Annotated in this window: 26 protein-coding genes and 1 other RNA gene; 12 read left to right on the top strand and 15 right to left on the bottom strand. The window is 65.7% G+C overall.

The features are described from left to right. Positions 1-7: 7 nt before the first annotated feature. The 7 genes from feoB to ssrA all read right to left on the bottom strand — a co-directional run bounded on the left by feoB (position 8) and on the right by ssrA (position 5,667). Positions 8-1,885, bottom strand: a complete 1,878-nt coding sequence (gene feoB, locus ACQR0U_RS09755; protein ID WP_315713373.1) for a ferrous iron transporter B — start codon at positions 1,883-1,885, stop codon at positions 8-10. A 20-nt stretch (positions 1,886-1,905) separates the two neighbouring features. Continuing rightward, positions 1,906-2,181 (bottom strand): FeoA family protein, encoded by a 276-nt coding sequence (locus ACQR0U_RS09750; RefSeq protein WP_315713372.1) that lies wholly within the window; start codon positions 2,179-2,181, stop codon positions 1,906-1,908. Between the two features lie 107 nt (positions 2,182-2,288). After that, positions 2,289-2,576 (bottom strand): ribbon-helix-helix domain-containing protein, encoded by a 288-nt coding sequence (locus ACQR0U_RS09745; protein WP_315713371.1) that lies wholly within the window; start codon positions 2,574-2,576, stop codon positions 2,289-2,291. Then, a complete protein-coding gene (locus ACQR0U_RS09740; RefSeq protein ID WP_315713370.1) occupies positions 2,576-2,761 on the bottom strand; it encodes a DUF4169 family protein in 186 nt (61 codons plus the stop codon). Before ACQR0U_RS09740 ends, ACQR0U_RS09745 begins: the two co-directional genes overlap by 1 nt. A 238-nt stretch (positions 2,762-2,999) precedes the next feature. Continuing rightward, on the bottom strand, positions 3,000-4,424 hold the full coding sequence (fumC, locus tag ACQR0U_RS09735; protein ID WP_315769111.1) for a class II fumarate hydratase: 1,425 nt from the start codon (positions 4,422-4,424) through the stop codon (positions 3,000-3,002). Between the two features lie 96 nt (positions 4,425-4,520). Continuing rightward, positions 4,521-5,051 carry an SspB family protein gene (locus ACQR0U_RS09730; RefSeq protein ID WP_315752475.1) on the bottom strand — a complete coding sequence of 177 codons (531 nt, stop codon included), beginning with the start codon at positions 5,049-5,051 and terminating at the stop codon, positions 4,521-4,523. Between the two features lie 261 nt (positions 5,052-5,312). Further along, positions 5,313-5,667, bottom strand: a transfer-messenger RNA (tmRNA) gene (gene ssrA / locus ACQR0U_RS09725). A gap of 94 nt (positions 5,668-5,761) precedes the next feature. Between ssrA and ACQR0U_RS09720 the strand changes: the two genes are divergently transcribed. The 11 genes from ACQR0U_RS09720 to ACQR0U_RS09670 all read left to right on the top strand — a co-directional run bounded on the left by ACQR0U_RS09720 (position 5,762) and on the right by ACQR0U_RS09670 (position 15,727). Further along, on the top strand, positions 5,762-6,358 hold the full coding sequence (locus ACQR0U_RS09720) for a chromate transporter (RefSeq protein WP_315713652.1): 597 nt from the start codon (positions 5,762-5,764) through the stop codon (positions 6,356-6,358). Then, entirely contained in the window at positions 6,355-6,888 is a 534-nt protein-coding gene (locus ACQR0U_RS09715) for a chromate transporter (protein WP_434843126.1), read from the top strand. The genes ACQR0U_RS09720 and ACQR0U_RS09715 overlap by 4 nt, the downstream gene beginning before the upstream one ends. A 97-nt stretch (positions 6,889-6,985) precedes the next feature. Further along, positions 6,986-7,765 carry a tripartite tricarboxylate transporter TctB family protein gene (locus tag ACQR0U_RS09710; protein ID WP_315810564.1) on the top strand — a complete coding sequence of 260 codons (780 nt, stop codon included), beginning with the start codon at positions 6,986-6,988 and terminating at the stop codon, positions 7,763-7,765. A gap of 7 nt (positions 7,766-7,772) precedes the next feature. After that, entirely contained in the window at positions 7,773-9,287 is a 1,515-nt protein-coding gene (locus tag ACQR0U_RS09705) for a tripartite tricarboxylate transporter permease (protein WP_315752476.1), read from the top strand. 272 nt (positions 9,288-9,559) lie between these two features. Then, on the top strand, positions 9,560-10,354 hold the full coding sequence (locus ACQR0U_RS09700; protein WP_315713364.1) for a thymidylate synthase: 795 nt from the start codon (positions 9,560-9,562) through the stop codon (positions 10,352-10,354). A 3-nt stretch (positions 10,355-10,357) separates the two neighbouring features. Next, positions 10,358-10,843, top strand: coding sequence for a GNAT family N-acetyltransferase (locus tag ACQR0U_RS09695; RefSeq protein WP_434843125.1), 486 nt, complete (start codon positions 10,358-10,360; stop codon positions 10,841-10,843). Beyond that, positions 10,840-11,352, top strand: coding sequence for a dihydrofolate reductase (locus tag ACQR0U_RS09690; RefSeq protein WP_434843124.1), 513 nt, complete (start codon positions 10,840-10,842; stop codon positions 11,350-11,352). Before ACQR0U_RS09695 ends, ACQR0U_RS09690 begins: the two co-directional genes overlap by 4 nt. A gap of 250 nt (positions 11,353-11,602) precedes the next feature. Further along, positions 11,603-12,730: an FtsH protease activity modulator HflK gene (gene hflK / locus ACQR0U_RS09685; RefSeq protein WP_315713361.1), complete on the top strand. Its 1,128-nt coding sequence runs from the start codon at positions 11,603-11,605 to the stop codon at positions 12,728-12,730. Next, positions 12,727-13,665 carry a protease modulator HflC gene (gene hflC, locus ACQR0U_RS09680; RefSeq protein ID WP_315825243.1) on the top strand — a complete coding sequence of 313 codons (939 nt, stop codon included), beginning with the start codon at positions 12,727-12,729 and terminating at the stop codon, positions 13,663-13,665. The genes hflK and hflC overlap by 4 nt, the downstream gene beginning before the upstream one ends. Before the next feature lie 120 nt (positions 13,666-13,785). Continuing rightward, positions 13,786-13,992: a DUF2065 domain-containing protein gene (locus ACQR0U_RS09675; RefSeq protein WP_315713359.1), complete on the top strand. Its 207-nt coding sequence runs from the start codon at positions 13,786-13,788 to the stop codon at positions 13,990-13,992. 232 nt (positions 13,993-14,224) lie between these two features. Continuing rightward, positions 14,225-15,727, top strand: a complete 1,503-nt coding sequence (locus ACQR0U_RS09670; RefSeq protein ID WP_315752480.1) for a Do family serine endopeptidase — start codon at positions 14,225-14,227, stop codon at positions 15,725-15,727. A gap of 884 nt (positions 15,728-16,611) precedes the next feature. Here ACQR0U_RS09670 and arsH read toward each other — a convergent pair. The 8 genes from arsH to serB form a co-directional block, all read right to left on the bottom strand. Then, positions 16,612-17,313: an arsenical resistance protein ArsH gene (gene arsH, locus ACQR0U_RS09665; RefSeq protein WP_315769259.1), complete on the bottom strand. Its 702-nt coding sequence runs from the start codon at positions 17,311-17,313 to the stop codon at positions 16,612-16,614. Positions 17,314-17,391: 78 nt separating this feature from the next. Further along, the gene (locus ACQR0U_RS09660) at positions 17,392-17,907 is read right to left on the bottom strand and encodes a GlcG/HbpS family heme-binding protein (protein WP_315752734.1); all 516 of its coding nucleotides are present in this window, start codon (positions 17,905-17,907) and stop codon (positions 17,392-17,394) included. Beyond that, the gene (locus tag ACQR0U_RS09655) at positions 17,892-18,128 is read right to left on the bottom strand and encodes a thioredoxin family protein (RefSeq protein WP_315713355.1); all 237 of its coding nucleotides are present in this window, start codon (positions 18,126-18,128) and stop codon (positions 17,892-17,894) included. The genes ACQR0U_RS09660 and ACQR0U_RS09655 overlap by 16 nt, the downstream gene beginning before the upstream one ends. A gap of 16 nt (positions 18,129-18,144) precedes the next feature. Next, entirely contained in the window at positions 18,145-19,197 is a 1,053-nt protein-coding gene (locus ACQR0U_RS09650; RefSeq protein ID WP_316174237.1) for a permease, read from the bottom strand. After that, positions 19,194-19,490, bottom strand: coding sequence for an ArsR/SmtB family transcription factor (locus tag ACQR0U_RS09645; RefSeq protein WP_315713353.1), 297 nt, complete (start codon positions 19,488-19,490; stop codon positions 19,194-19,196). The genes ACQR0U_RS09650 and ACQR0U_RS09645 overlap by 4 nt, the downstream gene beginning before the upstream one ends. A 454-nt stretch (positions 19,491-19,944) precedes the next feature. After that, positions 19,945-20,214 (bottom strand): hypothetical protein, encoded by a 270-nt coding sequence (locus tag ACQR0U_RS09640; protein ID WP_315769108.1) that lies wholly within the window; start codon positions 20,212-20,214, stop codon positions 19,945-19,947. Between the two features lie 112 nt (positions 20,215-20,326). After that, on the bottom strand, positions 20,327-20,605 hold the full coding sequence (locus tag ACQR0U_RS09635) for a hypothetical protein (protein ID WP_316174236.1): 279 nt from the start codon (positions 20,603-20,605) through the stop codon (positions 20,327-20,329). A gap of 89 nt (positions 20,606-20,694) precedes the next feature. Beyond that, the gene (serB, locus tag ACQR0U_RS09630; protein ID WP_315752739.1) at positions 20,695-21,585 is read right to left on the bottom strand and encodes a phosphoserine phosphatase SerB; all 891 of its coding nucleotides are present in this window, start codon (positions 21,583-21,585) and stop codon (positions 20,695-20,697) included. A gap of 3 nt (positions 21,586-21,588) precedes the next feature. Between serB and miaA the strand changes: the two genes are divergently transcribed. Further along, positions 21,589-22,506: a tRNA (adenosine(37)-N6)-dimethylallyltransferase MiaA gene (gene miaA, locus ACQR0U_RS09625; RefSeq protein WP_434843123.1), complete on the top strand. Its 918-nt coding sequence runs from the start codon at positions 21,589-21,591 to the stop codon at positions 22,504-22,506. Positions 22,507-22,553: the final 47 nt, after the last annotated feature.

The raw sequence follows: 22,553 nt of genomic DNA, 5'->3' as shown, positions 1-22,553 counted from the left end.
CGCGGGCTCAGCCCGCGCCCATCGCGACCGCGATGTGGTAGGTCGCGAACGCCGCCGCATAGGCCAGCGCGAACATGTAGAAGAAGGTGACAGCCATCCAGCGCCAGCTGCCGGTTTCTCGGCGGATGACGGCGAGCGTCGAGGCGCATTGCGGGGCGAAAATGTACCAGGCGAGCAGCGCCAGCGCCGTGGCGAGGCTCCATTTGCTGGCCAGCACCTGTCCGATCTGCTCGGCGGCCTCCTTGCCGCCTTCGATCGCATAGACGGTGCCGAGCGCGGCGACTGCGACTTCGCGGGCGGCCATGCCGGGCACCAGCGCCACCGCGATCTGCCAGTTGAAGCCGACCGGCGAGAGCAGGGGGGCGATCGCCTGGCCGATCATCGCCGCGAGGCTGTAATTGATCGCGGGCTCGGTCGCGCCCTCCGGCGGCTGCGGGAACGACGCCAGGAACCAGATCAGCACCATCATCGCGAAGATCGTGGTGCCGGCGCGCTGCAAGAACATCTTGGCGCGGGTGTAGACGCCGATCGCAATGCTGCGCAACCGCGGCATCTTGTAGTCCGGCAGCTCCAGCATGAACGGCGCCGGCTGGTAGTCGCGCATCAGGAAGAACTTCACCAGGAACGACACCAGCAGCGCGCTGATGATCCCGGCGGCGTAGAGCCCGAACATCACCAGGCCCTGCAGGTTGACCAGGCCCCAGATCTTGGTCGGCGGGATGAAGGCCGAAATGATCAGCGTATAGACCGGGATCCGCGCCGAGCAGGTCATCAGCGGCGCGATCAGGATCGTGGTGAGCCGGTCGCGCCGGTTGTCGATCACGCGCGTCGCCATGATGCCGGGAATGGCGCAGGCAAAGCTCGAGAGCAGCGGGATGAAGGCGCGGCCGTGCAGCCCGGCGCCGCCCATGATGCGGTCCATCAGGAACGCCGCGCGCGCCATATAGCCGAAATCTTCCAGGAGCAGGATGAACAGGAAGATGATGATGATCTGCGGCAGGAAGACGATGACGCTGCCGACGCCGGAGATCACCCCGTTCTGCAGGAAGCTCTGCAGCAGGCCTTCGGGAAGCTCGTCGTGAACGAGCTGGCCAAGCGCATCAAAAGCCGCCGATAGCACCTGCATCAGTGGCTGGGCCCAGGCGAACACCCCCTGAAACATCACGAACAGGATCGCCAGCAGGATCAGCAGGCCGCCGACCGGATGCAGCGCGATGGCATCGATCCGGGCGGTCCAGGTATCGGGCCGCTCGGGCAGGCTGACCGTCTCCGCGATGATACGGTCGGCCTCGCGCTGGGTGGCGCGCAGCTCCGGGACCGTGAGGGGACGCCAGGTGTTGGCGCGCTCTCCGGTGGCCGCGGCCGCCTGGGCCAGGAGCTCGTCGGTCAGCCGCAGCAGGTCGTCGGTGCCGCCCTTGCGCACGGCGATCGACGTCACGACCGGCACGCCCAGCGCCTGCGACAGCGCGGAGACGTCGACCGTTACGCCGCGCCGCTTGGCGATGTCGAACATGTTGAGCACGAGCGCCAGCGGCCGGCCGGTGCTCTTGAGCTCGAGCAGCAGCCGGATCGTCAACCTGAGGTTGGTGGAGTCGGCAACGCACAACACCAGGTCGGGCAGGACCTCGCCGGTGGCACGTCCCAGCACGAAATCCCTGGTGATTTCCTCGTCAGGGCTGCGACCGCGCAAGGAATAGGTGCCGGGCAGGTCGACCAGCGAGACCTGGCGGCCCTGCGGGGTGACGAAGGCGCCCTCTTTGCGCTCGACCGTGACCCCGGGATAGTTCGCGACCTTCTGGCGGCTTCCCGTCAGCGCGTTGAACAGCGAGGTCTTGCCGCTGTTGGGCGTACCCACCAGGGCCAGATGCAGCAGAGGGCTTTCCATGACGACGCTTTCCGCGCGGCCTATGCCACGATGACGGCCATGGCCTCGCGCCGGCGGACCGCGACGGTGATGTTGTCGACACGCACGGCGATCGGATCGCGCCCGACGATCCCCTCATGCAGGATTTCGACCCGGGCGCCCTCGACGAAGCCCAGTTCGATCAGCCGGCTCTCCAATTCGACGTCCGGCAGGGACGAGCTCGCGCCGCCCGCAGCCAGATGCTGGATTGTTCCGGTATAGCCTCGCCGGGCGAGACCGAGCGGCTGAGGCGGCCTTGTATCGCAAATTTCGCTCATAGCCTGTATTTTCAATCGCGTGCCAAGAGGTCAAGCGCGGCATGTTAAATGCCGCGGCATCTTAGAGCGATTTTAAACAGGCCGGGCGGATCGCCGTCTGATCTGCCTCAAGGAGCCGCGGCGGCTGCCGTGTGCCGGGTGTCCACCGCCGCCTTCGGCTCGAGGCCTGAAGACGCTGCGGCGCGGCTCTTGAAGTGGTCGAGCACGAACAGCCGGATCGCCGAGGACAGGTTGCCCTGCTGGCGATTGTTGTCGATCTCTCCGACCAGCTCGGACAGGGTCATGTTACGGAGACCCGAAATCTCCTTCATGCCGTTCCAGAAGGCCTCTTCGAGGCTGACGCTGGTCTTGTGGCCTGCGACCACGATTGAACGTTTTACGACGGGCGACTTCATCACGCGTCCTCGCCATTGATACGATGTTGATCGAGTAATTCGTTCGCGCGCTTGTCGCGTTGGGCGTCAGTTGCGCGTTCGGACTTCGTCCTGCCGAAGCGAGCGCGGTTGCTTTCGGCGACCTTCGCTTCCTGATCGCGCTCCACGCGCTTTCTGAAACGCTTCAAGTTGATGACATCACCCATGCTTGCTCCAATCATCTAAGCCATCGAACGTCGCGACGAGAGCATGCGCATTGCGCGGATGAGCCCAGGCGTTCTCCAGACAATCATGTCATCGCTCCCTGATAGTTCGATGGCCATTCGCGTCGTTGCGAGCGGGATTTGTTTACTCAACAAACGCAGCAGAACTTGTAGTCGAGAGTATCCTTTAGGGGTTAACAGCGAGAATTGCATCACCCCCCGTAGTACTACGGGGCTACCGCTACGCTCGCCCCGGCCTTGTCATCCTCTCGGGTTGAACGAGGCGGTCGAATTCGTCCTCGGAGACGAGACCGAGCCGCAAGGCCTCTTGTTTCAGCGTGGTGCCGCGCTGATGCGCTGATTTCGCGACCTTGGCAGCGTTGTCGTAGCCGATCTTCGGCGCAAGCGCTGTCACCAGCATCAGCGAGCGCTCCATCAGCTCGCGAATGCGAGCAGCGTCGGCCTGAATACCGGTTACGCAATGTTCGCTGAATGAACGTGCTGAATCACCTAGTAATTGTATGGACTGCATCATGCAATGTGAAAGCAATGGTTTGTAGACGTTCAGTTCGAAATGACCCTGACTGCCGCCCATGGTGATCGCCGTGTGATTGCCGAACACCTGGCAACACACCATCGTGAGCGCTTCGCACTGCGTCGGGTTCACCTTGCCCGGCATGATCGAGGAGCCCGGCTCGTTCTCCGGCAGGATCAATTCTCCCAATCCGGAGCGCGGGCCTGAGCCGAGGAAGCGGATGTCGTTAGCGATCTTGAACAGGCCGGCGGCCGCCGCATTCAGCGCACCATGGGTGTACACATAGGCGTCGTTGGACGCGAGCGCCTCGAATTTGTTGGCCGCGCTGGTGAAGGGCAGGCCGGTGATGTCGGCAACATGCTTGGCGAACAGCTTTGCGAACTTCGGATCCGCGTTCAGGCCGGTGCCCACGGCGGTGCCGCCCTGCGCCAGCGGCAGGAGATCCCGCGCCGCAATCTCGATTCTTGCGATCGCGCTCTCGACCTGCGCGGCGTAGCCGGAGAACTCCTGCCCCAGCGTGAGCGGCGTGGCGTCCTGGGTGTGGGTGCGGCCGATCTTGACGATGTCCGCGAACGCCTCCTGCTTGGCGCGCAATGCCGCCAGCAGCTCCGACAGCGCCGGCACCAGATGGCCCGAGATCGCGCGCGCTGCGGCGATGTGCATCGCGGTCGGGAACGAGTCGTTGGACGACTGGCTCATGTTGACGTGGTCGTTCGGATGAACGGGCTTCTTGGTGCCGCGCTCGCCCCCCAGCAGCTCGCTGGCGCGATTGGCGATCACCTCGTTGAGGTTCATGTTGCTCTGGGTGCCCGAGCCGGTCTGCCAGACGACCAGCGGAAAGTGGTCGTCGAGCTTGCCGTCGATGACCTCCTGCGCCGCTTGGACGATGGCGTCCGCCATGCGCGGCTCGAGCAGGCCGAGCTCGCGGTTGGTCTGGGCCGCGGCCATCTTCACCAGCGCAAGCGCGTGCACGATGCCGATCGGCATGCGGTCGTGGCCGATGCGGAAATTCTGACGGCTGCGCTCGGTCTGCGCGCCCCAATAGCGATCGGCGGCGACCTCGATCGGGCCGAAGCTGTCGGTCTCCGTGCGCGTCGCTCCGTGCGATGATGGATTTGCTGAATGTGCCATGAAGCATGCCCATGATTGGTGGTGAACCGGCGTCGACCGGTTCAAGCATGCTTCAATCTAGTGGTCCAACCGGCGTTCCGCGCGCGGCGAATGCGCCTACTTCTTGCGGAAACGGTCCAGGCGCACGACCTCGGCGCCTTCTCCCGGCGAGGCTGGCGGGAGCGGCTTGTCGTCGCTGGTCTCGGCCGGTGTCGCAGGCTGCGGACCGGCGATGGCCGATGGCGCCGGTGCGGCCGGCAGCTTCGGAGCTGGCGGCGTCTCGGCAATCGCCTCCGACGGCTCGAACTGCAGTCCGAATTGCACCGACGGATCGAAGAAGCTCTTGATCGCGTGGAACGGCACCACGAGGCGCTCAGGGATGCCGCCGAACGACAGGCCGACCTCGAACCGATCCTCCGAAACCACCAGATCCCAGAACTGGTGTTGCAGGATGATCGTCATCTCCTCCGGATATTGCGCGAGCAGCCGCGGCGACAGCTTCACGCCCTCGGCCTTGGACACGAAGGTGATGAAGAAATGATGCTCGCCCGGGAGACCATGGGCAGCAGCGTCGGTCAGCACCCGGCGCAGCACCCCGCGCAACGCGTCGCGCGCCAGCACATCGTATCGAATATGATCCGTCGCCATGATCGGTCCTGTATCGTGAGGGCTGCGCCCGACGTGTCGAGCGGCCGCGCCCGGCAGGCAGCAGCATTCCCGACTCGCGTCAGTCACATCGTACCCGGCATCGGTGCCGAGGTCAGCAGCCATGCCGGTCGATCGCCAGATATGGGAACGGGTAGAAGCTGGCGGAAGTCCGGTCAACGGAGGAATGAACGGATAACGCGCCAAAAAACTGGGGACAGCACGGCCCGCGACGGGGAGACCGGCTAAAGCGGGGCAAATGAAAGTGGAGGCTTCTGTTGCCAGGTGCCTCCGAACCCCGCCTAACGGAGCTTAACCCGTTAGGACTTTAAGGTGGTCTTTCAAACTGCGTTACGCAGCCTGAGCAACCGGAGCAAAGTTGTCGTTGGCAACTATTGCAGTAGCCCGATAACGGCGGAACAATACCGGGAAAAAGCTCGCCCTTTACGCCCTCGTCGATCCTATTTCGCCCCCGCCAAAACCCATCCGTCGGTGGGCTTTGGTGGAGGCGCCGGGTACCGCCCCCGGGTCCGAATGGTTTATTTCGACGGCGATTTATTTCCATAGCCGGCAAGCCGGCACCCCCTATATAGGCCGCCGGCCGGCGGATGCACAGGGCCGAAACGCCGCGGCGCGCGACAAAAATGTGGGCGGCTGCTGGGAACCTCTGGTTCGACCTTGGCAGCCCCGTTTTCGTCCTCCTACAGTGCGGCATGCCTCCCGAAGCTGCGCAGGTTGCCTCTCCCGCTGCCGACATCGCCAGACACCCGCCCAGCCTCCGCACGCTCTTCTTCGCATTCGCGAAAATGTCGCTGTCGGGCTTCGGCGGCGTGCTGGTGTTCGCGCGGCGTGCGATCGTCGATGAGCATCACTGGATGACGGCGGAGGAGTTCAACGCGACCTTCGCGCTCTGTCATTTCCTGCCCGGACCGAACATCGTGAATTTCTCCGTGGTGTTCGGCGCGCGATTGCGCGGTGTCGCGGGTGGAATCGCTGCCTTTGCCGGCCTGCTCGGACCACCGATGCTGCTGATCACCTCTCTCGGCGCCATCTACGGTCATTTTGGACAAGCCGACACGTGGCGACGGGCGCTTGCAGGCGTGTCCTGCGTGGCCGTGGGCCTGCTGGCGTCGGTGGTGTTTCGCATGATCTCGCCGCTCCTGAAGAAGAGCGACGTGGCGGGCGTTGCCGTCGTGGCTGGCGTGTTCGTGGCGATCGGGCTGGCGCGCCTGCCGCTTCAGGAGGTTCTGCTGGTGGCCGTGCCGCTCAGCCTTGCCGTCACCTATGCCAAGACGCGGTCGGCACGATGAGCGGGGACGACAATCCGTTGTTCCAGCTGTTCTGGACCTTTGCGTTGATCTCGCTGTTTGCGGTTGGCGGCGCAGTGGCGGCGATTCCCGAACTGCAACGTGTTGCAGTCGAGGCCCGGCACTGGATGACGGACAAACAGTTCGCTGATCTGTTCGCACTCTCGCAATTGTCGCCCGGGCCCAACGTTCTGATCGTCACCCTGATCGGCTATTCGGTTGCAGGCGTGGCAGGTGCGGCGGTCGCGACGATCGCGATGTGCGGTCCCACCGCCGTGCTCTCCTATTTTGTCAGCCGCTGGCTCTCGAATGCGCGGGATGCGCGCTGGCCCGCCGTGCTGCAGGCGACGCTGGTGCCGTTGTCGATTGGCTTGATGGCGGCGAGCGCATGGATTCTCGGTCAGGCTTCCGACCAGACGTGGCGGGCGTTCGCGCTGACGGTCCTTGCCGCAGTCGTTGCATCTATGACGCGACTCAATCCGCTCTGGCTGCTCGCCGCGGGCGGCTGTCTTGGTTTTGCTGGCCTTCTCTAGGGAAAGTCGCTAGGCAAAATAGAAGCGCGACCGGTTTGCTCCGGGCCGCCGAACGAAAACAGTGCCGGCCATCAAGGCCGATCGGGGAGGGCGAGGCATGGCCGAGACCACGGGCCAATTGTCGGGCGAAACGGCGGGCATGCCGGCCGCCCGCAGCGTGACCGGCGCATCGATCATTCTGGTCCTTGCCTTCGCGCCACAGATCATCGAACTGCTGATCGCCTTGGCCGGTCTTGTAGGTCCACTCTCCGGACGCGGTCCGCTGCAGGTCATTGGAGCCCATGCGTCGGCCTTGTCAATGGCGATCCCGAGCCTGGCGCAGCAATATGCCGCAAGCGGCAAGACCTCGCTGTCTTCCGATGTTCTGCTGGCTCTCATCTACACCTATCCGCTGATCGCGGTCGCGGTGTTCACATTCATGGTACGTCCACGCGCGCCGCAGGACTATTTCGGCGGCGTCGTGCTGATGGCGATCGCGCTGTTCGCGTTGTGGGCCTCCAGCGACCTGCAGGGCATGCGCGGCTTCTCGTTCGGTGCCGGAACTGCGCCGCGGATGTTCGGTCTGCTGCTGCTAGGGCTCGGAGCTGCCGTGGCCGTGATCGGCGTCGTGAGTGAAGGCGCGCAGCTTGCGACCTATCACTGGCGCGGACCGCTGTTCGTCTCGCTCGCGATCCTGACCTTCGCCGTCTCCATTCGCCCGCTCGGACTATTGGTCACGGGGCTTGCAAGCTTCCTGATCGCGGCGATCGGCAGCCCCGAGACGCGCTGGCGCGAGGCCCTGATCGTCGGCATCTGCCTGACCGGCGGCTGCGCGCTGCTGTTCCCCTACGTGCTGGGGTTGCCGATGCCGCTGTTGCCGCGTTTCCTTTTGCAGTGAGGGCGTGATGGATCTGTTTGCAAATCTCGCCCACGGTTTCGCCGTCGCGTTGTCGCCAATCAATCTGCTGATGTGCCTGATCGGCGCGCTGGTCGGCACGCTGGTCGGCGTTCTCCCGGGCATCGGGACCATCGCCACCGTCGCGATGTTGCTGCCGATCACCTTCGGCCTGCCGCCGGTCGGCGCGCTGATCATGCTGGCCGGCATCTACTACGGCGCCCAGTATGGCGGCTCGACGACGTCCATCCTGGTCAACATTCCCGGCGAGGCGACGTCGGTGGTGACCGCGCTCGACGGCTTCCAGATGGCGAAGCAGGGCCGTGCCGGTCCAGCGCTGGCGATTGCCGCGATCGGCTCATTCTTCGCCGGCTGCGTTGCCACCGTGCTGATTGCGATCCTCGGCGCGCCGTTGACCAAGCTCGCGCTGGCGTTCGGCCCGGCCGAGTATTTCTCGCTGATGGTGCTGGGCCTGATCTTCGCAGTCGTGCTGGCGAAGGGCTCGGTGCTGAAGGCGATCGCAATGATCGTGCTCGGCCTGCTGCTGTCGATGGTCGGCTCGGACATCGAGACCGGCGTCTCGCGCATGGCCTTCAATATTCCCGAGCTCGCCGACGGCCTGGGCTTTGCCACCGTCGCGATGGGCGTGTTCGGCTTTGCCGAGATCATTCGCAATCTCGATGCCGGCGCGGAGATGGACCGCGACCTCGTGCAGAAGAAGATCACCGGCCTGATGCCAACCAGGAAGGATCTTAAGGACTCCGCGCCGGCGATCCTGCGCGGCACGGTGCTCGGTTCAATCCTAGGCATCCTGCCGGGCGGAGGTGCGGTGATCGCCTCGTTCGCAGCCTATACGCTGGAGAAGAAGATCGCGCGAGATCCGTCGCGGTTCGGTCGCGGTGCGATCGAGGGCGTCGCGGCGCCGGAGAGCGCCAATAATGCGGCGGCGCAGACTTCCTTCATTCCGCTGCTGACGCTCGGCATTCCGCCGAATGCGGTCATGGCGCTGATGGTCGGCGCGATGACCATCCACGGCATCGTGCCGGGCCCGCAGGTGATGCAGAAGCAGCCCGATCTGGTCTGGGGCATGATCGCCTCGATGTGGATCGGTAATCTCATGCTGATCATCATCAACCTGCCGCTGGTCGGCATCTGGGTGCGGCTCTTGCGCGTGCCATACCGGCTGATGTTCCCGTCGATCGTGATCTTCTGCGCGATCGGCATCTATTCGGTCAACAACGCGCCGGTCGACGTCGTCCTGGCGGGCGCGTTCGGCCTCGTCGGCTACTGGCTGATCAAGCATGATTTCGAGCCGGCGCCGCTGTTGCTCGGCATGGTGCTGGGCCCGTTGATGGAGGAGAACCTGCGCCGGGCGCTGCTGATCTCGCGCGGCGACTGGTCGGTGTTCCTGACGCGGCCGCTGTCGGCCGTGCTGCTCGCGATCGCGGCGGGGCTGTTGGTGCTGGCGGTGCTGCCGACGTTGCGCCGCAAGCGCGACGAGGTCTTCGTGGAGAGCGAAGGCTGACCTGCGTCGGCGGACCGGACGCCGGAGGCGCTCGGGACGCTGGTGAAGGGCGAGATCGTCAAATGGTCCGCGGTCCTCAAGCACGCGAGCTGGGTACGGAACGGCCATGGATCGGGAGGGGGGGGCGGAACGTGCGGTTCCGCCCTTGTCGTTTGCAGCGGTGGCCGACATTTTTCGGGGTATAATTGGCGGCCGGGCCGAGTCGAGGCTAGGGCCGGGCGATCCCTGTCGTTAAATTCGCCGCCTTCTGCGAAAGGCCGCCAGCGCGCACCATGCACCAGTATCACGACCTGCTCGAACGCATCCTGTCCGACGGCGCCGAGAAGCACGACCGCACCGGCACCGGCACGCTGTCGGTGTTCGGCCACCAGATGCGCTTCAACCTTGCGGCCGGCTTTCCGCTGGTGACCACCAAGCGGCTGCCGCTCAAGGCGATCGTGCACGAACTGCTGTGGTTCCTGAAGGGCGACACCAACATCAAATATCTGCACGACAACGGCGTCACCATCTGGGACGAGTGGGCCGACGCCAATGGCGATCTCGGCCCCGTCTACGGCTATCAGTGGCGCTCGTGGCCGACGCCGGACGGCGGTCATATCGACCAGATCACGAACGTGATCGACATGATCAGGCGCAATCCGGATTCGCGCCGGCTGATCGTGACGGCCTGGAACCCGGCCGACGTCGAGAAGATGGCGCTGCCGCCGTGCCACTGCCTGTTCCAGTTCTATGTCGTGAACGGCAGATTGTCGTGCCAGCTCTACCAGCGCTCGGCCGACGTCTTCCTCGGCGTGCCCTTCAACATCGCATCCTATGCGCTGCTGACGATGATGGCGGCGCAGGTGACGGGATTGAAGCCCGGCGAATTCGTGCACTCCTTCGGCGACGTGCATCTCTATTCCAACCATATCGAGCAGGCGCGCCTGCAGCTCACGCGCGCTCCCCGTCCGCTGCCGACCATGACGCTCAATCCGGACGTCAAGGACATCTTCGGCTTCCGCTACGAGGACTTCGCGCTCGCCGGCTACGATCCGCATCCGCATATCAAGGCCGAGGTAGCGGTCTGACGCATGCCGGTTTTGATCCGTAGCGCCCGGCCAGACGACATCGGAAGCGTATTCGCGCTGATCCGGGAGCTCGCCGACTACGAGAAGCTATCGCACGAGGTCGGCGCGAGCGAGGCCGACATCGCCGGCGCGCTGTTCTGTGAGCACCCGACGCTGTTCTGCGATCTCGCCGAATGGAACGGCGCGGTGGCGGGCTTCGCGGTCTGGTTCGTCAACTTCTCCACGTTTGCCGGCAAGCCAGGGATCTATATCGAAGACCTGTTCGTGCGGCCGGCGTTTCGCCGCAATGGCATCGGCCAGGCCTTGCTCGGTCACCTCGCGCGGACCTGCGTCGAAAAGGGCTGGGCGCGGCTGCAATGGTCGGTGCTCGACTGGAATGCTCCTTCCATCACTTTCTACAAATCGCTCGGCGCCGAGCTCATGGACGAGTGGACGCTATGCAAGGTGACCGGCGAGGCTCTGGCTCAACTGGCGGAGAGGGCGCCGTGATCGAGATCGTGCTGATCGTCGCGGTCGCCGACAACGGCATCATCGGCGCCGCCGGTGCGATCCCGTGGCGGCAGAGGAGCGACATGCAGCGCTTCAAGGCGATGACCATGGGCCGCCCGATCGTGATGGGCCGCAAGACCTTCGTCTCGTTTCCGCGCCGGCCGCTGCCGGGCCGCACCAACATCGTCGTCACCCGCGATGCCGAGTTTCGCGCGCCGGGCGCGATCGTGACCCATACCGTCGATGAAGCGCTCGGCATCGCGCGTGGTGATGCGCTGCGGCGTTCAGCCGCGGAGATCGCGGTCATCGGAGGCACCGAGCTCTTTGCTGCGACGATGCCGATCGCCGACCGGCTGGAGATAACCGAGGTGCATGCGAGCCCGCCTGGCGATACCGTGTTTCCGGCGATCGATCCGTCCCAATGGGAAGAGGTGGCGCGGGAGCGCCATGCCTCGGGGCCCGACGATCAGGCCGAATTCTCCTACGTCACCTATCGCCGGCGGCGGTGAGCGTTTCGCCGGTCGGATCGACGCGACGGCCCCCTCAAGACCATCCGTTAATGATGAAGTCGCGCAGTTTGACGGCGTGGCGGAGCTGAGGCCGCGGCAAACCGGCGCTTCCGACCCTGTTTACATTGACAAAACCCGGTTCGGGCTTAGCTGGAGCGCTACGTTGTAAGGGGCGGGGCCGTCCCTTATAACCCGGCGACCGTCGGGGCCGGCGTTGGTGTACACTCAGCCTCTCGGAGGAGATCGATCGATGGCGTGGAAGAATCAGGGCGGAGGCCCGTGGGGTCAGGGTCCGAAGGGGCCCTGGGGCTCGGGACCGCAACCGGTCGGTCCAAGGCCGCCCGACCTGGAAGATCTTCTGCGGCGCGGCCAGGACCGGCTGCAGCAGTTCGTGCCGGGCGGCGGTTTCGGCACTGCGGGCGTGCTCCTGATCGTGCTCGGCGCCATCATCATCTGGCTCGCCTCCGGCATCTACCGCGTGCAGTCCGAGGAGCTCGGCGTCGTGCTGCGCTTCGGCAAATATGTCCGTGATGAGCAGCCGGGCCTGCGCTATCACCTGCCTTACCCGATCGAGACCGTGCTGCTGCCCAAGGCGCTGCGCGTCAACTCGATCTCGATTGGCATCACCGCCAATGACGATCCCGGCCGGCGCGGCCGCGGCGGTCGCGATGTCCCCGAGGAAAGCCTGATGCTGACCGGCGACGAGAACATCGTCGACGTCGACGTCACCGTGCTCTGGCGCATCAAGCCGAAGGGCGCGGCCGACTTCCTGTTCAACATCCAGAACCCCGAGGGCACCGTGAAGGCGGTGGCCGAGAGCGCGATGCGCGAGGTGATCGGCCGCTCCAACATCCAGCCGATCCTCACCGGTGCCCGCACCGTGATCGAGCAGAACGTGCAGGAACTGATGCAGAAGACGCTCGACAATTACGGCTCCGGAATCCAGATCACCCAGGTGCAGATGCAGAAGGTCGATCCGCCGGCCCAGGTGATCGAGGCATTCCGCGACGTCCAGGCGGCGCGTGCCGACCTCGAGCGTCTCCAGAACGAAGCCCAGACCTACGCCAACAAGGTGGTGCCGGATGCGCGCGGTCGCGCCGCGCAGATCCTGCAGGTCGCCGAGGGCTACAAGGAGCAGGCGATCGCCGAGGCCAAGGGCCAGAGCGCGCGCTTCCTCAAGGTCTATGACGAGTACAAGAAGGCGCCCGACGTGACCCGCGAACGGATCTATCTCGAGACCATGGAGCGCGTGCTCGGTGGCTCGGAGAAGCTCGTGCTCGACAGCGGCGCCACCGGCGGCCCCGTGCCGCTGCTGCCGCTCGGCGATCTCTTGCCGCGCCGTCCGGCGCCGGCCGCTCAGCAGGGAGGCGTCCGATGAGGTCCCCCGTTGCAGGCATCGTCGCGCTCGTCGCCGTGCTCGTGCTCGTCGTCATCGGCTACAGCTCGCTGTTCACCGTGAACCAGACCGAGCAGGCGCTGGTGGTGCGGTTCGGCAAGCCGGTCGACGTCGTCACGGAGCCCGGTCTGAACTTCAAGGCACCGTTCATCGACAACGTGATCTCGATCGACAAGCGCATCCTCGACCTCGAGAACCCCTCGCAGGAGGTGATCGCGTTCGACCAGAAGCGGCTCGTGGTCGACGCCTTCGCGCGCTACAAGATCAAGAACGCGCTGCAGTTCTACCAGAGCGTCGGTTCGATCCAGACCGCCAACGTCCAGCTCGGCACGCTGCTGAACGCCGCGCTGCGCCGCGTGCTCGGCGAGGTCACCTTCACGCAAGTCGTGCGCGACGAGCGCGAGGCGCTGATGCGCAAGATCCGCGATCAGCTCGACAAGGAGGCCGACGCCTATGGCATCCAGGTGGTGGACGTCCGCATCCGCCGCGCCGACCTGCCGGAGGCCAACAGCCAGGCGGTGTACAACCGGATGAAGACCGAGCGGCAGCGCGAGGCCGAGGAGTTCCGGGCGCTCGGCGGCCAGAAGGCCCAGGAGATCAGGTCCAAGGCCGATCGCGAGGCCACCGTGATCGTCGCCGAGGCCAACTCGCAGGCGGAGCAGACCCGCGGCGCCGGCGATGCCGAACGCAACCGGCTGTTCGCCGAGGCCTACAGCAAGGACCGCGACTTCTTCGCTTTCTACCGCTCGATGGCGGCGTATGAGAACGGTCTGAAATCCGGCGACACCCGCTTCCTGCTGCGGCCCGATTCGGAGTTCTTCCGCTACTTCGCCAACCCCTCGGGGAAGCCGGCGGGGGAGACGCCGTCCACCGCCAGCTCGACGGCGGCCGTCGCGGTGCCGGCGCCCAAGCCCTGATGGCGCCTGCCTCGATGCCGGGGCCGTTGATCGGGGCGAATAAGAGTTGACATGGAGGGGGCGAAGCCGTTGCTTCGCCCCGTTACATATCAAGAAGATCGAACGGGAGGTCCGGGTCCGATGAGGTCCATTGCGTTTTCCGATTTCCTCATCGGATTAGGTATCCTGTTCGTGCTCGAAGGCCTGTTGTTCGCGGCCAGTCCGGAGTGGATGCGGCGGGCCATGAAGACCGCGATGACCACGCCCGACAACGTGCTGCGCGCAGTCGGCATCGGCTCGGCGGTGGCCGGCCTGGTCCTGATCTGGGTGATCCGGCGGCCGATCTGAGCGGTGGATTGTCGTGCGTTTGCGTGCCCCGTCGCACAGGAACGAGGCGCGACCGCTGCAATGACGGTCTGCTGCCCGGCCAACGCCATTGTGAGGCGATGGCTGCGCCATTTTGCCGTATTAGGTCGCCCTCAATGATGAATCTGCGGTCCGATCCGGCGTGCTTGCGTCCCCCGCCGGTTCCGGCGCACTGTAACAGTTGAATTTGCCGACTTTTCTGGAGATCCGCCCGATGACCGCAACCCTTGCTTTCAGCCGTCGACTGCGCCCGATCCTGACCGCGGCGGTCCTTGCCGCGGGCTGGGCGCTCGCGCCGGCCCCGGCCTCGGCGCGGGGGCCGGAGGGGATCGCCGATGTCGCCGAAAAGGTGATCGACGCCGTCGTCAACATCTCGACCTCGCAAACTGTCGAGCCCAAGGGCGGCTCGTCCGAGGGGCGGAACGCCAATCCGCAGGTGCCGCCCGGCTCGCCGTTCGAGGAGTTCTTCGACGATTTCTTCAAGAACCGCCGCGGCGGTCCGGGCGGCCGGGGCGGTGCCGACAACTCGCCGCGCCGCACCAACTCGCTGGGCTCGGGCTTCATCGTCGACGACTCGGGCGTTGTCGTCACCAACAACCACGTCATTGCCGATGCCGATGAGATCAACGTGATCCTCAACGACGGCACCAAGATCAAGGCCGAGCTGGTCGGCGTCGACAAGAAGACCGACCTTGCGGTGCTCAAGTTCAAGCCGCCGCGGCCGCTGACGGTGGTCAAGTTCGGCGACTCCGACAAGCTGCGGCTGGGCGACTGGGTGGTCGCGATCGGCAACCCGTTCAGTCTCGGCGGCACCGTCACCGCCGGCATCGTCTCGGCCAAGAACCGCGACATCTCGTCGGGGCCCTATGACAGCTACATCCAGACCGACGCCGCCATCAACCGCGGTAATTCCGGCGGCCCGCTGTTCAACCTCGAGGGCGAGGTCATCGGCGTCAACACGCTGATCATCTCGCCGTCGGGCGGCTCGATCGGCATCGGCTTCGCGGTGCCCTCGAAGACCGTGGCCGGCGTCGTCGACCAGTTGCGCCAGTTCGGCGAGCTGCGCCGCGGCTGGCTCGGCGTGCGCATCCAGGGCGTCACCGACGAGATCGCGGAGAGCCTCAACATCAAGCCGGCGCGCGGCGCGCTGGTCGCCGGCGTCGACGACAAGGGACCGGCCAAGCCGGCCGGCATCGAGCCGGGCGACGTCGTCGTCAAGTTCGACGGCCATGACATCAAGGAGCCGAAGGACCTGTCGCGCATCGTCGCCGACACCGCCGTCGGCAAGGAGGTCGACGTCATCGTCATCCGCAAGGGCCAGGAGCAGACGCTCAAGGTCAAGCTCGGCCGGCTCGAGGACACCGAGAAGGTGCAGCAGGCGGCGATCAAGAAGGACGAGCCGGCCGAGAAGCCGGTGACCCAGAAGGCGCTCGGGCTCGATCTCGCCGCGTTGTCGAAGGACCTGCGCGCCCGCTACAAGATCAAGGACAGCGTCAAGGGCGTCGTCGTCACCGGTGTTGACCAGGCCTCCGACGCCGCCGAGAAGCGGCTGTCGGCCGGCGACGTCATCGTCGAGGTCGCCCAGGAGGCGGTGACCTCGGGCGCCGATATCAAGAAGCGCGTCGACCAGCTCAAGAAGGACGGCAAGAAGTCGGTGCTGCTGCTCGTCTCCAACGCCGACGGCGAGCTGCGCTTCGTGGCGTTGAGCCTGCAGTAGGGCACGATGCAGTAGGGTGGGCAAAGGCGCGCCGTGAGGTGCGCCTGCTAAGGCGCTCTCTCCCGCGCCGCGCCCACCCATCCGGCTCCGAGCTCGCGGCACGGTGGTGGGCACGCTGCGCCTGCGGGCGCTGCTTTGCCCACCCTGCGGCAGCTCCACACTCCGCTGTCGTCCCGGCCTCGAGCCGGGACCATAGCCCCCAGGGAGCAGTTTGGGGCGGGCTGATCATTGGCTGTTTGCTCGTCACGACGGCCGCGGCGTATGGATCCCGGATCGGCGCCCCGACGCGCTGGCGCGCGCCGTGGCTTGTCCGGGACGACGACGGTTCGCAAGGCGAATTCACGGCTCAAACAGCGATCGACATAGCTTTGCAGTCTCGCGGCGCATCGCGCCCGAGGCCTGCGATCAGTTCGTCCCTCGCGAGAATGCAGAGGGCGCAGGGAATGCCGGGTGAAGGCCTCACCCATGGCCCGCCTGCGAAAAAAAATGCAGGCGGCAGGTACCACAGGCAAAGCCGATTCAACCGGCATTCCCTGCGCGACGGTCTTCACGCTTATACGCAGTCTCCCTGGTGCGCCGGGCTTGTTGGCCACCATTGTCCGCGCGGCGCTTCAGCGCCGTCGCGAACGTGACACCAGCATCGGGGTGTCAGGACGCTGCGACTTCACGTCCGCAAGCGATCGTTCGTCCGCGCCCTCGTGAGAAGACGCTGCGATCTCTCGCGGCCATCGCTCCCCGCCTCGCGTGTCGTGACGATCGCGCGCAACGCCCCTCCGCAGTGAGGCGGGATGCGCGGATACAATCATGAATTCCGTAAATACGCAAGGTAATTATTTTTATCAGAAGTTGGTGGCCGCCATCCGCGAACTCCCGGGAGCGCCGGCTCAGAGCGATCGCTGGTTGACCCGCTGCGACAGCGCCTCGGCATTCTCCTTGCGCTCGGAATAGCGGTCGACCAGATAGTCGGCGCGGTCGCGCGTCAGCAGCGTGAACTTGACCAGCTCTTCCATCACGTCGACGAGGCGATCGTAATAGGGGGACGGCTTCATGCGGTCCGCGTCGTCGAACTCCGCGAAGGCCTTGGGCACCGAGGACTGGTTCGGAATGGTGATCAGGCGCATCCAGCGGCCGAGCACCCGAAGCTGATTGACCGCGTTGAACGACTGCGAGCCGCCAGAAACCTGCATCACCGCCAGCGTCTTGCCCTGCGTCGGCCGGACGGCGCCGAGCGACAGCGGGATCCAGTCGATCTGGGTCTTGATCACACCGGTCATCGCGCCGTGCCGCTCCGGCGAGCACCACACCATGCCTTCGCACCAGGTCACGAGATCGCGCAGCTCGCGGACCTTCGGATGGTCCGGCTCGGCGTCGTCGACCAGCGGCAAGCCGCGCGGATCGAAAGTCCGAGTCTCCGCGCCGAAGCGCACGAGAATGCGCGCCGCTTCCTCGGTCAGCAGCCGGCTGAACGAGCGTTGCCGGAGCGATCCGTAGAGCAGCAGGATTCGCGGAGGGTGGGAGGAGAGCGCAGGCTCCAGCAGCTTCGCGCGGTCGATGGCACGGAATGAGGTTTCGTCCAATTGAGGCATCGTGTCAGACAACGCGGTATCCTCCGGCAAAATGATCGGCGTTGGCCGTCCTCGTTCGCGATACGCCGGTACAAGCGCTCAGAACGCGATGTCCGCAGCGACGGCTTCGATGCCGGCCTTCGCGCAGATGTCGTCGTTGTCGCCTCCGGGCGCGCCGGATACGCCGATCGCTCCGACCTGCTGGCCAGCGGCCTCTATTGGCATGCCGCCGCCGACCATGACAACGCCGGGAACGTTGACGATGGCCCGCTCCGCGGCGTCCGGTCGTGCCAGCCGGGCTGCGAGCGTGCTCGTCGCCTCGCGCCAGCTCGCGGCCGTCCTCGCCTTGCCCGTCGCGGCCTCAAGGGTATGCCAGCCGGCGAAACGGTCGCGCAGGGTGACCAGCGCGAGCCCCGACGGATCGCTCACGGTCACGGCAGCCTGCCAGCCGCGTTTGCGGCACTCCGCGAGCGCCGCCTGTGCCGCTTTGAGCGCCGTGTCCGGCGCGATGATGCGCCGCGTCCACGTCGGTTCGTCGGCGCGCGCCACGACAGCCGGGCCGAGCAGGAGGACCGCTGCGAGCAGCGGACGCAACGCCATCACGCCGACAGCCATTTCGCCATGTCCTCGGCCTTCGGCAGCCCGCCCGCATGGACGACTTTGCCGTCGATCACCACGCCCGGCGTCGAGGCGATGCCGAACCGGGCGATGTCGGCGAAGTCCGTGATCTTTTCCAGCTCGATCTCGATGCCGAGCTTGCTTGCTTCAGAGGAGGCCATTGCTGCGGTCTGAACACAGCGCTTGCAGCCGGAGCCGAGAATCTTGACGTTCTTCATGGGGCTTGTCCTTTCATCAGAACAGGGCGTTGAAGAGATAGCCGACGGCGACGATGCCGGCGGCGACGACGCCCGCGAAGACAGCGATCAGCCGGAGCGTCAGCACCTTGCGCAGAATGAGCATCTCGGGAAACGAAAGCGCGATGACGCTCATCATGAAGGCGAGCACCGTTCCCAGCGCCGCACCCTTGCCGAGCAGCGCCTCGACGACCGGAATGATGCCCGCAGCGTTGGCGTACATCGGCACGCCGATCAGCACCACGGCCGGCACGGACCACCATTGGTCCTTGCCCATGATCGAGGCGAGCAGGTCGTTCGGGACATAGCCGTGAATAAATGCGCCCGCCGCGATGCCAATGATGATCCATGCCCAGACGCGGCCGACGATGTCGCGCACCGCATCGATCCCGGCCCGGATCCGATCGGCGGCGGTCGGCGAATCCGGCTGCAGATCCGCCTGTCCCGCGCGCACGTTGCGAACCCATGCCTCGAGCCAGCCTTCGAGATGCAGGCGTCCGATGATCCATCCCGCCACGATCGCGACCGCCAGGCCGAAGGCCAGATAGATCGCGGCGATCCTCCAGCCGACCAGCGCGAACAGCAGGCCGAGCGCGACCTCGTTCACCATTGGCGCCGCGATCAGGAACGAGAAGGTCACGCCGAGTGGGACGCCAGCCGAGACGAAGCCGACGAAGAGCGGCACCGCCGAGCACGAGCAGAAGGGAGTGAATACGCCGAGGATCGCAGCCGCGACATTGCCGAGGCCCTCGCGCTTGCCGGCGAGCAATGCGCGAGTTCGCTCGGCTGAAAAAAAGCTGCGCACGACGCCCATGCCGAACACGACCAGCGTCATCAGCATCAGGACCTTGGGCGCGTCGAACACGAAGAACCGCGCGGCTTCTTCCAGATGGCTGTCGCGGGACACCGGCAGCGACGATACCAGCCATGCCGAGAACGCTTCCAGCTGCCAGTAGACCGCGAACCACAATGCGACCGCAGCTGCCGTCGCGATGATCCAGATCACAGCCGATGCCGACCCGTCAGGATAGGTCGAAGCTTCGGTTTTCATGCTGCACTCCTGTTCGGCTCAGGCATGGCCGCCATGACGGCGTCGAGGATGGCGCGGCGATCGGGCGTCAGGTCAGGGCTCAGCCGATACCGGACCCACTGGGCGTCACGCCGGTCGATGACGAGACCGGCGGCCTTGAGGGCGGACATGTGCCGGCTCATGCGCGATGCGCTGGCTCGGAGCTGCCGCATGAGCTCGCAGACGCAATGCTCGCCGCCGTCCCAAAGGATGCGCAGGGCGGCGAGACGAGTCGGCTCGGCCAGAGCGGCGAGCAGCGGGACGGGATCGGACATGGCGGCAATATATTCGTATTTTCGTATTTGCGCAATAGCGCATATAATGATTGCGGATGTGCGATTTGACCGGCAATCGGCGCGGCGCGTGGCGTCAGGCTGACAATGGCTGGTGATGCGTGGCCCGCGCGGCGACGCCCTGCGAGATCCCGGTTGGGAAATCGGGCGAGCCGGCTGGCGTCGGGTCAATTCACGCGCAGGATGGTCTTGCCGCCGGCGGCCGGAATGTGACTGTGCGGCTGGGCTCGACGACGCGGCCGCCGCGCCGGGTACGGAGGCGGAGAGCGTTGGCGTCGAAGACCCAATAGGTGCAGCGGGCTGGGCGTCTGGGCTGCCCGGCGCGGATGTCCGGGATCTTTACCACGCGCGACGCCACGCGTTATCTCGAACAGGGAGCGCGGCCTCGCTCGGCGAGACGCGCGCTACCTATCCGACGATGGGTTGCCCGCGTTGCCTAGTTGCGGACGCTGCCCACGGTGATCGGAGCGACGAGCGCAGCGCTGCGGTGGTGCTGGGTGAGCACGGCGAGCTGGTGCGGCGAGGCGGCGCTGTCGGCATTCACCGCAATGGTCTGCTGCGCGGCGGATGCACCGACGACGGAGAGCTGGTGCGGGGTGGCCGGCAGCGCGCCGACTTCGTAGCTCGGCAGCTCGCCGGCAACGGCGGCGCCGCTCAGCAGCGCGAGGGCAAGAAGAGAGCCGGGAATGATGTGCTTGATGGTCATCGGGAGGTCCTTCTGTGACGATGATCGATTGCATCACCTGCAATCGCTTTCGCTTCCTTGGACACTCCCTAGCGTTGTCAGCTTTATATGCGCTGCAGCATGATTTGACAATTCATGGATTGGTGATGCGGTTAAAATGGCAGTTCGCGTCCCGCCTTGATGCGGAAGGCGAATGATCTGATTTGCGATCTGAAATGAGATTGGAATGGAGTTGCGTGCGAGTGCGCTGGATTGAAACAAAATCCTGATGATGCGCTGATCGAGAGCCGATGAAGGCAGGGCTTTGGTAACGGCTTTGCTTGGGCGGCGATTCGCACAGGGCAATGCGATTGCGATCGTCGAGCGTTCGCAAAACCGCTGCCCTCGCAATGACGGGATCGCGGCTGCCCATGAACGCGTCCTCTCTCACAGCCAGGAGAGGGCGCTGTATTGCGCAAAGGCTCGCGCGGCTACTTGGCCTGCCGCGCGGCCGCAGTCTCGTCAGTCGACGAACTGATCGCGCGTGTAGCCCTGGGCATAGAGCAGGGCGGTGAGGTCGCCGTGGTCGATGCGGGCCGAGGCTGCGGCCGAGACCGCAGGCTTGGCGTGATAGGCGACGCCGAGACCGGCCGCCTCGATCATGCCGAGGTCGTTGGCGCCGTCGCCGACCGCCAGGGTGTCGATCTCGTCGAGATCGAACGCCTCGCGCAGCTCGATCAGGGTAGCGAGCTTGGCGTCGCGGCCGATGATCGGCTCGCGCACCTCGCCCGTGAGCTTGCCGCCATCGATGATGAGCTCGTTGGCGCGGTTCTCCTGGAAGCCGATCTTGGCCGCGATGGCGCTGGTGAACAGCGTGAAGCCGCCGGAGATCAGGCAGGTATAGGCGCCGTTGGCGCGCATGGTCATCACCAGATGACGGCCGCCCGGCGTCAGCTTGATGCGCTTGGTCAGGACTTCGTCGACGACGCTCACCGGCAGGTCCTTCAGCAATGCGACGCGTTCGCGCAACGCCGGCTCGAACGCGATCTCGCCGCGCATGGCGCGCTCGGTGATGGCGGCGACGCGCGGCTTCAGCCCGGCGAAATCGGCGAGTTCGTCGATGCATTCCTGCCCGATCATGGTGCTGTCCATGTCGGCGAGGAAAAGTTTCTTGCGCCTGACGGCTTCCGCCTGCACGACGATGTCGATCGGCATGTCGCCGCGCAGGTCGCGCAGGCGCGCCTCGAGCTTGTGGACCTCGCCGTCGTGGGCGAAGGGGATGTCGATCGCGACCTCGTCGAACAGCCAGCGCGGCGTGCCCGGCGAGGGCAGAACGGCCAGGAAGGCCTCCACGATCGTGGTATCAAGCGCGGGATCGGCGGGATTGCAGATGAAGGTGGCGACGAGAGACATCAGGTGACTTTGCCAGGGATCAACAAAGCGCTGCTTATCGCAGGGCCGACCGCCAGCGGCAAGTCGGCGCTGGCGGTGGAACTTGCGCAAAAAGCGGGCGGGGTCGTCATCAACACCGATTCCATGCAGGTCTACCGCGATCTGAGGGTGCTGACGGCAAGGCCGACCTGCGACGAAGAGGCCACCGCGCCGCACCGGCTCTACGGCCATGTCGATGCCAGCGTGAACTACTCGGCCGGCCATTATGTCCGGGATGCCGCGGAGATCCTGGGCGAGGTGCAACGGGCCGGGCGGCTGCCGATCTTCATCGGCGGCACCGGCCTGTATTTCAAGGCGCTGACATCAGGGCTGTCCGCGGTGCCGCCCGTGCCGGATGAGGTGCGCGACGCGGTGCGTCTCAGGCTCGATCGCGACGGCGTCGAGGCCTTGCATGCCGAGCTGGCGCGACGCGATCCGGCGGCGGCCGCGCGGCTGAACGTCCGCGACCGCGCCCGCGTGGCCCGCGCGCTGGAGGTGATCGAGGCCACCGGTCGGCCATTGGCCGACTGGCATGCCGAGGCCACTCCGCCGCTGCTGCCGGAGGGCAGCTATCGGGCGCTGTTCATCGCTCCGGAGCGCGAGGCGCTGTATGCGCGGATCGATGCACGGTTCGATCTGATGCTGGAGCGCGGCGCGGTGCAGGAGGTCGAGCGGCTGGCCGCGCGCGGCCTCGATCCGCTGCTGCCGGCGATGAAGGCCCACGGCGTGCCGGCGCTGATCCGCTATATCAGAGGGGAGATCACGCGGGAGGAGGCGGCCGCCATCGGCAAGGCCGACACCCGCCATTATGCCAAGCGGCAGTTCACCTGGTTTCGACACCAACTGCCGGAGTTCGAGTGGATGAGCCCGGAGGCGGCAAAGGGATGGGTCGTCAAACTCTAGCCGCATCGTCATTCCGGGACATCGCGAAGCGATGGGCCCGGAATCCA

Source organism: Bradyrhizobium sp. HKCCYLRH3097 (assembly GCF_051167875.1).
In the GTDB taxonomy this organism is placed as follows: domain Bacteria; phylum Pseudomonadota; class Alphaproteobacteria; order Rhizobiales; family Xanthobacteraceae; genus Bradyrhizobium.
This window is presented reverse-complemented; position numbering and strand designations above follow the sequence as displayed.